At 72.3% G+C, this 12,308-nt stretch carries 14 protein-coding genes; 4 read left to right on the top strand and 10 right to left on the bottom strand.

Going from position 1 to position 12,308, the window contains the following annotated elements:
• The 7 genes from E1182_RS24435 to E1182_RS24410 all read right to left on the bottom strand — a co-directional run.
• Positions 1-517, bottom strand: a 517-nt coding sequence (locus E1182_RS24435; protein ID WP_243706397.1) for a SigE family RNA polymerase sigma factor, incomplete at its 3' end; no start/stop codon positions are given.
• A 130-nt stretch (positions 518-647) separates the two neighbouring features.
• Positions 648-1,505, bottom strand: a complete 858-nt coding sequence (locus tag E1182_RS24430) for a PH domain-containing protein (protein WP_132269385.1) — start codon at positions 1,503-1,505, stop codon at positions 648-650.
• A 6-nt stretch (positions 1,506-1,511) separates the two neighbouring features.
• On the bottom strand, positions 1,512-1,670 hold the full coding sequence (locus E1182_RS31275) for a hypothetical protein (RefSeq protein ID WP_165942702.1): 159 nt from the start codon (positions 1,668-1,670) through the stop codon (positions 1,512-1,514).
• Between the two features lie 117 nt (positions 1,671-1,787).
• The gene (locus tag E1182_RS24425; protein WP_371687601.1) at positions 1,788-2,486 is read right to left on the bottom strand and encodes a DUF6758 family protein; all 699 of its coding nucleotides are present in this window, start codon (positions 2,484-2,486) and stop codon (positions 1,788-1,790) included.
• A gap of 79 nt (positions 2,487-2,565) precedes the next feature.
• Positions 2,566-3,189 carry an RNA methyltransferase gene (locus E1182_RS24420; protein WP_132269381.1) on the bottom strand — a complete coding sequence of 208 codons (624 nt, stop codon included), beginning with the start codon at positions 3,187-3,189 and terminating at the stop codon, positions 2,566-2,568.
• 49 nt (positions 3,190-3,238) lie between these two features.
• Positions 3,239-3,727: a hypothetical protein gene (locus tag E1182_RS24415; RefSeq protein ID WP_132269379.1), complete on the bottom strand. Its 489-nt coding sequence runs from the start codon at positions 3,725-3,727 to the stop codon at positions 3,239-3,241.
• Positions 3,728-3,822: 95 nt separating this feature from the next.
• A complete protein-coding gene (locus E1182_RS24410) occupies positions 3,823-4,338 on the bottom strand; it encodes a MaoC family dehydratase (protein WP_132269377.1) in 516 nt (171 codons plus the stop codon).
• A gap of 539 nt (positions 4,339-4,877) precedes the next feature.
• Between E1182_RS24410 and trxA the strand changes: the two genes are divergently transcribed.
• The 3 genes from trxA to E1182_RS24395 all read left to right on the top strand — a co-directional run bounded on the left by trxA (position 4,878) and on the right by E1182_RS24395 (position 6,733).
• A complete protein-coding gene (gene trxA / locus E1182_RS24405) occupies positions 4,878-5,240 on the top strand; it encodes a thioredoxin (protein WP_132269375.1) in 363 nt (120 codons plus the stop codon).
• Positions 5,241-5,384: 144 nt separating this feature from the next.
• On the top strand, positions 5,385-5,825 hold the full coding sequence (locus E1182_RS24400) for a hypothetical protein (protein WP_132269373.1): 441 nt from the start codon (positions 5,385-5,387) through the stop codon (positions 5,823-5,825).
• Positions 5,822-6,733 carry an HTTM domain-containing protein gene (locus E1182_RS24395; RefSeq protein WP_132269371.1) on the top strand — a complete coding sequence of 304 codons (912 nt, stop codon included), beginning with the start codon at positions 5,822-5,824 and terminating at the stop codon, positions 6,731-6,733. The genes E1182_RS24400 and E1182_RS24395 overlap by 4 nt, the downstream gene beginning before the upstream one ends.
• Here the strand turns inward: E1182_RS24395 and E1182_RS24390 are convergent.
• The 3 genes from E1182_RS24390 to E1182_RS24380 all read right to left on the bottom strand — a co-directional run bounded on the left by E1182_RS24390 (position 6,632) and on the right by E1182_RS24380 (position 10,936).
• Entirely contained in the window at positions 6,632-8,107 is a 1,476-nt protein-coding gene (locus E1182_RS24390; protein ID WP_132269369.1) for a hypothetical protein, read from the bottom strand. The two genes, E1182_RS24395 and E1182_RS24390, sit on opposite strands and share 102 nt — an antisense overlap.
• On the bottom strand, positions 8,104-9,954 hold the full coding sequence (locus E1182_RS24385; RefSeq protein ID WP_132269389.1) for a dynamin family protein: 1,851 nt from the start codon (positions 9,952-9,954) through the stop codon (positions 8,104-8,106). The genes E1182_RS24390 and E1182_RS24385 overlap by 4 nt, the downstream gene beginning before the upstream one ends.
• A 109-nt stretch (positions 9,955-10,063) precedes the next feature.
• Positions 10,064-10,936, bottom strand: coding sequence for an IniB N-terminal domain-containing protein (locus tag E1182_RS24380; protein WP_132269367.1), 873 nt, complete (start codon positions 10,934-10,936; stop codon positions 10,064-10,066).
• Positions 10,937-11,236: 300 nt separating this feature from the next.
• On the opposite strand from E1182_RS24380, the gene E1182_RS24375 reads away from it, so the two are divergent.
• Positions 11,237-12,308, top strand: a 1,072-nt coding sequence (locus tag E1182_RS24375; protein ID WP_132269365.1) for an Hsp70 family protein, incomplete at its 3' end; no start/stop codon positions are given.

Here is a 12,308-nt window from a genome sequence, read left to right as displayed (position 1 = left end):
GGTCAAGGGCGGCGTCCAGGGCGGCCTCCGCGCCGAGCCGGCGGCGCAGGGTGGCCAGTGCCCGCGAGGTCTGGCTCTTCACCGTGCCCGGTGAGATCTCCAGCAGGGCGGCGGTCTGCGCCTCCGACATGTCCTCGTAGAAGCGGAGCACCAGCACCGCCCGCTGTCGGGCGGGCAGCGCGCTCAGGTGTCGCCAGAGCACGTCCCGGTCGAGCTGCTGTTCGATCTCGTCGGCCCCGGCCCGCTCGGGCAGCACCTCGGTGGGGCGTTCCCCGTGCCACCGTCGGCGCCACCAGCTCGTCGACGTGTTGACCATGACCCGGCGGGCGTACGGCTCGACGGCCTCTATGCCGCCCAGCCGTTTCCAGGCAAGGTAGGTCTTGGTGAGCGCGGTCTGGAGCAGGTCCTCGGCGGTGGCCCAGTCCCCGGCCAGCAGGTACGCGGTGCGCAGCAGGGCTTCGGAGCGGGCCGCGACGAACTCGCGGAACTCCTCCTCCAGCGGATCCCGCTCGTCCACCACACACCTCCCCCGCCCAATCTCCTGGCAGGCTGTCATGGCGGAGCGGCCGGGTCGAGGGCGGATGGTGCCCCGTTACGTCGACGGACGGTCGAAAAGCCGTAGGCCGCCCCGGGTAGGCCGGGGAGCCTCAGGCTCCGTCGTCGGCCTTCGCCTCGTCGGCTTCCTTGCCCAGCCGCGCTTCGACCGCCTGCGGCTCGTACATCTCCTCGACCACACGCAGGTAGAGCTCGTTGGGGTTCGGCAGGTTCTTGATCTCGCGGAGGGCCTGTTCCTGGCCGGCGGACTCCAGCACGAAGGTGCCGTAGTTCAGCGCCCGTCCGGTTGGGCTCTGCTCGTACTTCATGTCGGTGACCCGGGTCAGCGGCATCATGGCCACCCGGCGGGTGATGATGCCGTTGACCACCATGACCCGCTTGTTGGTCAGGATGAAGCGGTCGTACCACCAGTCGGCGACCCGCCAGGCGACCCAGCCCATCACCGCGAACCAGAGCAGCACGGCGATGGTGGTGAGGGCGCCGACGTCCTGCCCGGCGAGGAAACCGGAGAGGTAGCCGAGCACGAAGGTGGCGGCGACGCCGACCAGGATCGGGGTGGTGAGGTGGATCCAGTGCCGCTTCCACTCACCGCGGTAACGCTCGGTGGGGAACAGGTAGCGGGCGACCAGTGAGCTGGGTTCGTCCTCCAGCGGCAGCACCCGTCGAGGTGCCATGCCCTGGGCGTCGGCGCGTAGGCCGGCCAACTCCTCCTCGGAGATGACCGGTGGTTGGTCCGGATCCCAGGTTCGACCGGCCCGCCCCTCTCCCGGGTAGCCACTCGGGCCGACGCCGTAACCGACGTCGTCGGAGAGGAACGGCCCGCCCGTCATGTCAGGACCGCGGCCCGGCTCGTCGTCGGGCCGGTACCGCGGGATCGGCTCGGTGTCCCGCTCCCGACGCTCCCGGTCCGGGTCGTCGGGGTCGTAAGGAGGTCCGGACGGGCTGCCCATCGGCGGTTAGGCGACCAGGCTGGTGAAGAAGTCGCCGAAGCCTTGGGCGATGTCGACGATGCCACCACCGAGTGACTTGAACACGTCCGCGGCGGAGTTCGGCCGGTAGGCGACAAAGAAGATCAAGAATGCGATGCCGGCCCAGGTGAGGACCTTCTTGACCATAGCGGGCCATCCTCTCGCGCGGCGCCGGGTCCGATTACCGCAGCGGAACTCAGGGTATCAGTGTGGTGTCGTATGGTGAATATCTGCGTCCGCTCCCCGACAAGCCCACCAGAGCGACTATGCCCTGCCGTGCAGGTACGGGGACGGTGCGCCGTACACGAGCTCGGGCGGAGTCCACTCGGCGAGGTCGTGTAGGACGACGTCCTCCGCGAGGAGGTGACCCGCGCTCGCCGGCCAGGCTATCGCATGAAGCCACATTCCCCGAGCCTCGCCGGCGTACGCGCTTCGATCCGTCGCCGAATTCACCAGCCACAGTGGAGTCGGGTGTCCGCCCGCCCTGATCCGGGCCGGCTCGACGTGCTGCGGATGCCCGAGGCCCGGCCCCGGCCCGGTCAGCACCTCCGCGAGCCCCGGACCCGGGTCCGGCCCGGACACTCCGGCGAGCCGGGCACCCAGCCCGACTCCCGGCTCCTCGGCCACCAGCACCAGTTCGGCCAGCCCACCGCCGAGCGGCGCCGGGCCGGCGCAGGCGAGGGCGGCTGCCCGGACCCCGGTGGCGTCGTCGCCGGCCCAGCCGACCCCGGTCACCGTCCAGCCGTTGGGCAGCGGCCACGGGCACCACAGGGGCACGCCCGGCCGTTCCGCCCCGGTGGCGGCCACCCGGTCGACCACGCTCGCCAGGATCGCCTCGTCGATGCGCTCGGGTACGTGCCACGGCGCGACCGGGCCACACCGCGCGCACCGCGATTCACCGTGCATCAGATCGGGGGGCCGCACGGACCCCGCGCACCTGGGACAACTCACCACAACACTCATCAACCCACAGTCACCCCGCGCCGGTTGATCGTCAAGCGATGTGGCCGTTTCGGGGGCACCGGCGATCCGGCTGCCGGGGTCAGGCCGGGGGCGGGCCGGCGTGGGCGCGGATCCAGGAGTGCATGGCGATACCACTGGCCACCCCGGCGTTGATCGAACGGGTCGACCCGTACTGGGCGATGGAGAAGAGCTGGTGGCAGGCGCTCCGCGCCGGTTCGGACAGCCCCGGCCCCTCCTGCCCGAAGAGCAGGACGCAGCGTCGGGGCAGGGTGGTGGTCTCCAACGGCCGGGAACCCGGAAGGTTGTCGATGCCCACCACCGGCAGCTCCGCCCCGGCCGCCCAGGCGACGAACTCCTCGATGGTCGGGTGGTGCCGGACGTGCTGGTAGCGATCGGTCACCATGGCGCCGCGCCGGTTCCACCGGCGCAGCCCGACGATGTGCACCTCGGCGGCGAGGAAGGCGTTGGCGTTGCGCACCACGGTGCCGATGTTGAAGTCGTGCTGCCAGTTCTCGATAGCCACGTGGAAGTCGTGCCGACGTTGGTCGAGGTCGGCCACGACGGCCTCCCGCCGCCAGTAGCGGTAGCGGTCGACCACGTTGCGCCGGTCGCCGTGGGCGAGCAGCTCCGGGTCGTACCGTGGGTCGTCCGGCGGGTCGCCGGGCCAGGGGCCGACGCCCACGTCGAGCTGATCCTCGGTCACGGTCACCAGAGGGTACGCACAGCCGGGCGGCCGCCGCAGGCCGCCCCGGTCACCGCCGCAGCCCCAGCGCCTCGCCGAGACGATCGAGAAAGCGCCGGTCGGCCGGGCTGGTGCGGTTGTCGGCGTGGCAGACGCGCACCCCCACGGACTCCACCCACTGCCGGTACGCGGCCGAGTCGGCCGGGTCGGCCCGGCGGTGCAGCACCCGCACCACCGCCCGGCACGCGGCGAGCAGGTCGACCAGGTCGGTACGGTTGTCGGTCGGGGTCGAACCGCCGTCGTGCCGGGCGTAGATCGCGGCGACGACGGCGCGGACGAGGTCGCTGTCGAAGGCCCGGCCGGCGGCGAGCGCGTCGAGCCCGGCGAGCCCGGCGGGGACACCGCGGGACGGCCGCCCGGGGGTGGCCGCGGCAGCCACGAGCACCCGGCCGGGCACGGTGGTCAGCAGGTCCCACTCGGCGGCGGAGTAGATGGCCGTGGTCAGCGGTGCGGCGCGGCGTCCGGCAGCGGGCGGCTCTCCGGCGAGGGAGTGGCTCATCTCAGACCTCCGGCGCCAGCATATGCCTCCGGGACCGGCCCGGACCCCGGTCCGGCCAGAACGGCGGGGACGGGGCCCGTGGGCCGAGGGGGCACTCAGCGGGGCGTGGGGAAGCTGGGCCGTTCCGGGTCGACGCCGTCGGGCACCGCCGCAGCGGCGTACTCCTTCTTGGGCACCATGACCTTGCGCCGGAAGACGCAGACCAGGGTGCCGTCCTGGTTGTAGCCGCGGGTCTCCACCGAGACGACGCCACGGTCCGGCTTCGAGCCGGACTCCCGCTTGTCGAGCACGGTGGTCTCGCCGTAGATGGTGTCGCCGTGGAAGGTCGGGGCCACGTGCCGCAGGGACTCGACCTCCAGGTTGGCGATCGCCTTGCCGCTGACGTCCGGCACGGACATGCCCAGCAGCAGGGAGTAGACGTAGTTGCCGACGACCACGTTGCGCTGGAAGTGGGTCGCCGACTCCGCGTAGTGGGCGTCCAGGTGCAACGGGTGGTGGTTCATGGTGAGCAGGCAGAAGAGGTGGTCGTCGTACTCGGTGACGGTCTTGCCCGGCCAGTGCCGGTAGACCGCGCCGACCTCGAATTCCTCGTAGTAGCGGCCGAACTGCATCCTTGTCCCCTCCGACGGACGGCGATGGAGTCGCCACAGCATGCCTTACCGCTGGTTAAGGAATTGGCGGGGTCGGAGGCGGGGTGGAAATGTCACACGGCCGCGCCCGGCGGGGGACGCAATGAGCGGCGGGGCCCTCCCCGGCACCCGCCGCCCACGCTCTGATGCCCAAGATTCTGCCCCACCCGCAGGACATACGAACAGAGACGGACGTCACATTTATCTTTTTGTGACATTACTGTCAGTGACGAAGCGTGTCACGAGAAGGATCTCTGCACCTTGCATCAACCCTCGTCACGGCCCAAGTTACCGATTCGTAGTGGTGGATTGTGACGATCTCCCTGGAAACGCTCCCATCACGAGAGGTGACGCAAGTGCGTGTTGCATTTGCGTTCCGCACACCCAGTGAACAGATGGGCCTCGATGCCCTCGCGACCCGGGACGCGGACCGGACGGTTTCGGCCCCGCCCGACCGGGAATTCCCGGAGAGCGGCCCTGGTTCTACCGGACGCAAAGCAGCCCGCTGATCGGAGAGAGCAATGGCAACGGTTGAGCTGACCACGGCCAACTTCGACGAGGTGACCGAGCGCGACGGCATCGTGCTGGTCGACTTCTGGGCCGAATGGTGTGGCCCGTGCAAGCGGTTCGCCCCGGTCTACGAGCGCTCCTCGGACAAGCACCCGGACATCGTCTTCGGCAAGGTCGACACCGAGGCGCAGCAGGAACTCGGCGCCAAGTTCGACATCCGCTCCATCCCGACGATCATGGCGATCCGGGACGGCGTGATCGTCTTCGCCCAGCCCGGCGCGCTGCCCGAGTCGGCGCTGGAGAACCTCATCGAACAGGTTCGGGCCCTGAACATGGACGACGTCCGCAAGCAGCTGGCCGATCAGAAGCACTGAGCACCGACCGACGACGGCCGGACCGCCCCGGGTCCGGCCGTCGTCGTCCGCGCCCACCCTCCGGCCCACCCCGCACCGCGACACGCAGGAGTGACGCCGCGCGGGAGCCCACGTGCGACAGGCATCCCGTATCGTCACGACCCGATGGAGACGTTGACCTCCCGCGGCCGGGCCAGCCGGCTGGTCGCCACCGCCCTCGGTGCCGGCCTGCTCCTGGCCGGCACCGTCGTCGGCCTCGATGACCACTTCCCGTTCGGCCCGTTCCGGATGTACTCCACCTCTCCGCCGCCGGACGCGCCCGCCCCCGACACCCGGGTCGAGGGCGTCGACCGGTCCGGCACGGTGATCGCGCTGGGCCAGGAGGCCACCGGTATTCGCCGGGCCGAGATCGAGGGCCAGCAGTCCCGGTACGCCGCCGACCCGGACCGACTGCGACAGGTCGCCGAGGCGTACGCCGAACGGCACCCCGACGCACCGGAGCTGGTCGAGGTGCGCATCGTCATCCGCTGGTACGGCATCCGTCAGGGCCGGCCCACCGGCACGTGGATCGACGAGACCGCGGTGCGCTGGGAGGCGACCCGGTGACCGGCTGGCTCACCGAGGCCGTACCCCGCGGCCGGGTCGCCGCCTTCCGTACCCTGGTCTATCTGTTCGTCGCCGCCGACCTCGTCGTCTTCACACCCTGGGTGCGCACCCGGGTCGACGTGCCCGGCGAGCTGTACCAGCCGCTGCTGATCGGTCGGCTGCTGCCGCTGCCCACCCCGACCCCCACGCTGGTCGCGGTGATCTTCTGGACGCTGCTTCCGCTCGCCCTGCTGGCCGCGACCGGACGCGCGCCCCGACTCCTCGGCTGGTCGATCTTCGCGCTCTACTTCCAGTGGATGATCATCGCGATGAGCTACGGGAAGGTCGACCACGACCGGTTCGCCTTCCTCGTCGCGTTGGCCGCCCTGCCCACCGCCGGCCGCGCCCGGCACGGCGACGCCACCCGCAGCGAGGCGGCTGGCTGGGCCCTGCGCGTCACCCAGATCGCGGTGATCTGCACCTATTTCCTGGCCGCCTGGGCCAAGCTGCGCTTCGGCGGGCTGGACTGGGCCACCGGATCCGTGCTGGCGCGAGCGATCATCCGGCGCGGCACCGACCTGGCGGACCTGATCGCCCAGGTGCCCTACCTGCTGATCGTGGCGCAGTTCGGCATCCTCGCCTTCGAGGTCCTCAGCCCGCTGGTGTTCCTGCTCCGCGAACGCTGGCGACTCGTCACGGTCGGCTTCTTCTACACCTTCCACCTGATCACCTTCGCGACCATCACCATCTCGTTCGCGCCGCACCTGGTGGCGATGGCCGGCTTCCTGCCGTTGGAGAAGGTCCGCCCGATCGATTGGCTGCGACGGCTACGCCGGCGCGGGCCGCCGGCTGCGGTCGACCAGCTCGGCGAGCATCCCCTCGCAGCTACGGGCGACGACCTGCGCCCCGCGCCGCTGGCCCAACCGTAGCCTCGGGTCCTCCGCACGCTCCCGCCACCGCCGCTGCGCCTCGGTGGCGGCCTCCCACAGTCGCCGCACGGGCGCGTCGAACTCCACCCCGAGCCGCGCGGGCAGGCTGCTGCCCTCGCCGCCGAGCAGCCGCCGTGCCTCCTCGACGGTTCCGGCGTCGAACCCTGACCGGTCGCCGTGCAGCGCCGCGAACAGCCGCAGCTCGGCGAACTCGTGCGCGCCGGCGAGGACCCGCTCCACGGCGCCGAGCAGAGCGCGGCCGTCCGCCGCCGGCCGGGTCCGCGCCACGGCCTCCACCGTGGCCAACGCCGATCGGGCCTTGAGGACGCCCTGCCGGTCGACGAAGAGCCGGTGCACCGACTCCCGCAGCTCGGCGAGGCCGCTGCGGCGCACCAGCTCGGCGGCGAGTTTCGCCCGGGTGTCACAGCCGGTCCGGACCAGCGTGGTGGCCAGCCGGACCCCGAACAGGCCCAGCCGGTCCACCAACGCGGCGCGGTCCGCGGTGTCCAGGTACACCGGCAGTTCGCCGCGCAGGAAGCGGTCGGCGGAGAGAAGGTGGCCCGCCAACTCCGGACGCGGTACCCGGGCCAGCTCCGCCAACGCGGCGAACTCCGGCTCCGCCAGCGTCCGTCCGGCCAGACCGACCGCCCCGCTGCACGCCACGACGTGCCAGCAGCGGGCCGCCACCCGCGGATCCCGCTGCTGGCGGCGGGCGAGCTGCCGGGCGGTGAGCAACGCGTCGATCTGCCCACCCCCAATCTCGTCCGCCCGCGAGCGCACCAGGACCACCGGCACCGGGGCGGCCTGGCCGACCAGGCTCTCCCGGCCGGCCTCCAGCAACCGCAGGTCGCCGTGCCGCCCGTCCCGGGTCAGGTGGAGCACCGCGTCCGCCTCGTTCAGCACCCGCTCGACGACCGGACCCGGCTCGTCCGCACCGAACGCCGGCGTGTCGAGCAGCGTCAGGTGCCGCAGGGATCGGGTCGGCCACCGCACGACCACGTCGGTCAGCCCGTTCGCGGCCGGGCCACCCAGGCCCACCCGCATCCCGGACGCGGACCGGGCGACCGCCAGTTCCTGCGGCGGCCGGTCGGCGGACCAGGCGGTGGCACGAGGCGTGGGGCCGTCCTCGTACCAGACGAAGGCGTCGCCGCCCGCGACCTCGCCGACCGGCGCGACCACCTCTCCCATCAACGCGTTCAGCAGGGTCGACTTCCCGCAGCGCCAGGGGCCGACGACAGCGACCCGCACCGGGCGGTCCAACCGGGCGAGCTGGTGGCGCAGCGGTCCGGCCACGCCCGGATCGTTGCGGCACCGGTCGAGCGCCTCGTGCAGCAGGCGCCGGACGGCGGCCTCGATCCCCGCTGCACCGGTCACGCCGGCTGCTCCAGCAGCACCGGCCCGGGACGGGCCGCGGTCAGCGCCTGAGCCTGCTCGTACAGCCGGGCCAACCCGGTCATCTTCGCCCGGATCTCCCGCTGCCGCCGGTCCCGGACGGCGGCGTCCGTCTCGGCGGCCTGCTTGGCGGTGCGCAACGACTCGACGATGCTCTCCTGCAACTCCTCCGTCAGCGCGGTGAAGTGGTCGCGGAGCAGTCGCTGCACCTGCCGGACGGTGTCCCGGCAGTCCTTCGTCATCGCCACGAAGAAGTCGTCGACGTGCCGCTGGACGGCCGCCTTGACGGTGGACTGGCGGCGGCGAAGCATCTGCTTGCCCTCGTCGCGGATGCTCTTGCCGCCCAGCAGCGCACCGAACCCGACCGAGACCGGGTTGATCATGGGCATACCGGCCAGCGTCAACGCGAGCCCGAACATCAACATCCCGCCGTACGACCCCTTCATGCCGGTGAGCAGCTTCTGGCTCAGGGTGAACCGGTCGACGGACGGACACTCCAGCTGCGGCAGCCGGTCGGCGAGGTCATCGGGCACCGCCATCGACCAGGGCGGCAGCACGTGGTGCCCGTACCGGGCGAAGTTGCTCGCGACCCGCCGCGCCACCCAGTCGCAGCGCTGCACCAGCCACTCGTGGTTCTCCCGGGCCGCCTCGGTCAGGCTCCGCTCCAACCAGTCCTGGAACACGTCCCAGCCGGTGAGCGGGTCGGCCGTGTCGAACGCCTCGTCGACGGCGCGCAGGATCTGACGGGTGCGCTCGCGCATGTCGTACTCGACGTCCGAGAGCAGGTCGGCCAGCTCGTCGACCAGGGTGTTCTGCCACCGGGTCGAACAGCGGCGCAGCTCGTCCACCTCCCGCTGGGCGGCGTGCAACCGAGCGATCGGCCCCTCCCGCTCCGTGGCCTGCTGGTTGTCCAGTTCGGCCCGCAGCGGGGCGGCCAACTGCTCGACCACGGCCCGGGCGAGCGCGGTCACCGACACCCGGGCCAGGGTGTCGCTCTTGCCGGCCAGGTCCCGGCGCAGCCGGGCGATCAGCAGGGGAAAACCCGACTCGGTGTTGAGCTGGTGGTCGTCGCCGGCCGCGGCGCGCATCCGCAGCGCCGCCGAGACGGGGATCAGCGGCGCCGGGACGCCGGCCTCCTGCAGGTGCCGCCGGTTGCGGTCGGCAACCGCCCGCCAGTCCGGTACCAGGTCCGTCTTGGTCTGCACCACCACCACGTTGGGATGGGAACGGGTGAGGTGCAGCAGCATGTTCAGCTCGGCGACGGAGAGTTCCCGGGTGGAGTCGGAGACCAGCAGGACGGTGTCCGCCCGGTGCAGGGCGACCACCGGAGCCGCGCTGCCGGAACCCGCCACCCCGTCGGTGCCCGGAGTGTCCACGAGCACCAGACCGGCACCGAGCAACGCCCGGGGAACGCCGATCTCGACATGGGCGGTGCCGCCCCCCGAGCGCGGCACCAGGGTTCCGGCGACACCGGCGGCGATCCGGTCCAACGGCAACAGGGTCCGCTCGACCGTCGCCGGACTGCCGGCGGTGGTGGCCTGCGGTTCCGGCGGGGTCCGCACCAGCGCCGCCGAGGCGGTCTCGGCGTGCCGGACCACGGTCGGCAGAACGGTGGTCCGACCGTCACCGACCGGGCAGACCTGGGCGGTGACGATCGCGTTGACCAGTTGACTCTTGCCCTGGTCCGGCTCGCCGACGACCAGCACCCGCAGCGCCGGATCGAGCAGCTGGGCCCGTTTCTGGCGGACCGTGCGCAGCAGGTCGGCGCGGCCGTGGGCGGTGCAGGTGCCGGCGAGTTCGTCCAGCACATCCAACCAAATTCCCGCCATCACGGGACCAAGTGTGCCGATAGCCCCGCATTAATCAAGAGGGGCGGGTACGGCGGACGGGGCCGGGACCCCCGAGGTGACCCGACCCCTTCCGCCGTGGTACGACCGTTCAGAGCAGGCCGTCGCCGAGTCCGAGCAGGCCGGTGTCGACAGAGGCGTTGGCCTCGCCGTGCACGCCGACGCTCCCGCTCACGCCACCGCTGAGACCGCCGACCGTACCGGTGGCACCGCCCAGCGTGCCCGAGACGGTGGAGTCCACGTGGGAGGTGACGCCGGTGACGGTGCCGGTGAGGTCCAGGTCCTGCACCGGGTTGCCCACATCGAGCCCGCCCAGGGTGTCGTTCACACCGAGCGAGTCGACCAGCCCGCCGACGTGGCCCTGGGTGTTCGGCAGCACACCGTCCAGGCTCCCGCCGACCAGACCGTCGCCCGTACCGAGGGGGTCACCGACGACACCGGTGGTGGTGTCCACGGCGTCGCGGGTCACCGGCTCGACGGCGCTGTCCAGGCCGCCCACCACACCGGCGTCCAGGGTGTGCGCGACGTCACCGACGCCGGTCAGGTCGGTGTCCAGCCCGTCACGCCCGACGCCGAGACCGATACCCGGCAGGACGGCCGCGCCCACGGAGACGGTGGTCGGGTCGACGGCGATCGTGCCGAGCACGCCCGCCTTGACGTCGACCCCGCTGGCCGAGCCGGCGACGGCGAACTGCTGGGTCACGCTCTGGAGTTGGCCGACGACGTCCGTGGTGTCCAGCGGCAGCTGGTCGACACCGACCGCCGTCGGCGCCAGCGAGGTGAGGCCCTGCACCGGGGCGTAGTCGACCACCAGCGGCACGACGTCCTGCACGTCCGCGGCGGTGATGTCCTGCAGCCCCGCAGCCCGCAGGGCACCCTCCGGGTCGAGGTCGAAGGCCGACCGGGCGTCCGCGTCGATGAGCAGGTTGAGCACGAAGTCGTGCAGGGTCTGGTTCGGTTCCATGGTTTCCCCTCGAACGTCTGGTCGGCGACGAGTGGTGCGCCGCAGTGATCGGTGACGCTACGGACGGGGCCGACGTCGGGCATCGGGGATGGACCCGAAAGTATGCGGGCCCGCGTCGGGGGCCTCCCCCGTCACCGGTTAGGGGGATAGGGGGAACCGAGCGGTCGGGATTTAGGGAGTAGGTCCGCGGTGGATCTCTGGTACGAACGTAGGACCCCCACGGGGTCTGCCGGACCGTGTCGCCGTACGGGCACCGACACCGTCGCCGCCGGCCGGCCAACTCCTGGTGAGAGAGAGACGATGCCGTACGTCCTGGGAATTGACATCGGATGCACCACCACCGCCGCCGCGGTCGCCCGGCGGTGGGGCGCCGGCTGGTCCGCGCCGGAGCCGGTCGTTCTGCACGCCGGCTCGACCACCGCCCCCTCGACGTTGCACCTCTCCGCTGACGGCGCGATGACGCTGGGTGTGCCCGCGGTAGCCGGCGACGGCCGCACCGTGCGGTGTTTCGCGCACCGGGTCGGCGACGACATCCCCGTCGTGGTGGACGGCGACGCCTACCCGGCGCAGACCCTGACCGCGGTGCTGGCCGGGTGGGTGGCGGAGCAGGCCCGGGTCACCGAGGGCGGCCCCGCCGAGGCGGTCGTGGTCAGCCACCCGGCAGGCTGGGGCACGCACCGACGGGAGCTGCTGCACCGCGCCCTGACCGAGATCGGTCTGCCCCGGGTGACGCTGCTGCCCGCCCCGGTCACGGTCGCCGAGTACCACGCGGCGCGGGGCTTCTCCGGCGCCCTCGCCGCCGTCTACGGCCTCGGCGGGGAGACCTTCGAGGCGGCACTGGTCCGCCGCCACCACGACGGGACGTACGGCACCGTCGGTCTGGCCCGGTCGCTGCCCGGATGCGGCGGGGCAGACCTGACCGAGGAACTAGCCGACCACGTCCGCACCGTCCTGGCCCGCGGCTCGGCCGACGCCGGCCGGGCCGGCGCGGACGTCGTGCCGCGCGAGCTGACCACGGCCTGCGACCGGGCCAAACACGAGCTGACCGTCGTCACGGAGACCGACGTGCTGCTGGAGCTTCCGGCCGGACCGACCCGGGTGCCGGTGAGCCGCGGGCAGTTCGAGGAGCTGATCCGCCCTGCCGTCGCGATGACCGTCGACCTGCTGCTGGACGCCGTCCGCAGCGCCGGCCTGACCCCGGCGGAGCTGGACGCGGTCCTGCTCGCCGGCGGTTCCGCCCGGCTTCCGCTGGTCGCCGAGTTGCTCGGCGCGGCGTTCCCCTGCCCGGTCCAGGTGGGCCCGGAGCCCGAGCTGACCGCGGCCACCGGCGCCGCGCTGGCCGCCTGCCAGGTCGTCTCCCCCCGCCTCCGCC

Source organism: Micromonospora sp. KC721, from assembly GCF_004348355.1.
Lineage (GTDB): Bacteria > Actinomycetota > Actinomycetes > Mycobacteriales > Micromonosporaceae > Micromonospora.
Note: the sequence above shows the minus strand (reverse complement) of the source record. Positions and strands in the feature narration are given on the sequence as shown.

Excerpts from the sequence above, each read along its gene's own strand:
- E1182_RS24385 (WP_132269389.1), bottom strand. The coding sequence starts at position 9,954 with ATGGCGGGAATTTGGTTGGATGTGCTGGACGAACTCGCCGGCACCTGC.
- E1182_RS24415 (WP_132269379.1), bottom strand. The coding sequence starts at position 3,727 with ATGAGCCACTCCCTCGCCGGAGAGCCGCCCGCTGCCGGACGCCGCGCC.
- E1182_RS24400 (WP_132269373.1), top strand. The coding sequence starts at position 5,385 with ATGGAGACGTTGACCTCCCGCGGCCGGGCCAGCCGGCTGGTCGCCACC.
- E1182_RS31275 (WP_165942702.1), bottom strand. The coding sequence starts at position 1,670 with ATGGTCAAGAAGGTCCTCACCTGGGCCGGCATCGCATTCTTGATCTTC.
- E1182_RS24380 (WP_132269367.1), bottom strand. The coding sequence starts at position 10,936 with ATGGAACCGAACCAGACCCTGCACGACTTCGTGCTCAACCTGCTCATC.
- E1182_RS24430 (WP_132269385.1), bottom strand. The coding sequence starts at position 1,505 with ATGGGCAGCCCGTCCGGACCTCCTTACGACCCCGACGACCCGGACCGG.
- trxA (WP_132269375.1), top strand. The coding sequence starts at position 4,878 with ATGGCAACGGTTGAGCTGACCACGGCCAACTTCGACGAGGTGACCGAG.
- E1182_RS24425 (WP_371687601.1), bottom strand. The coding sequence starts at position 2,486 with ATGAGTGTTGTGGTGAGTTGTCCCAGGTGCGCGGGGTCCGTGCGGCCC.
- E1182_RS24410 (WP_132269377.1), bottom strand. The coding sequence starts at position 4,338 with ATGCAGTTCGGCCGCTACTACGAGGAATTCGAGGTCGGCGCGGTCTAC.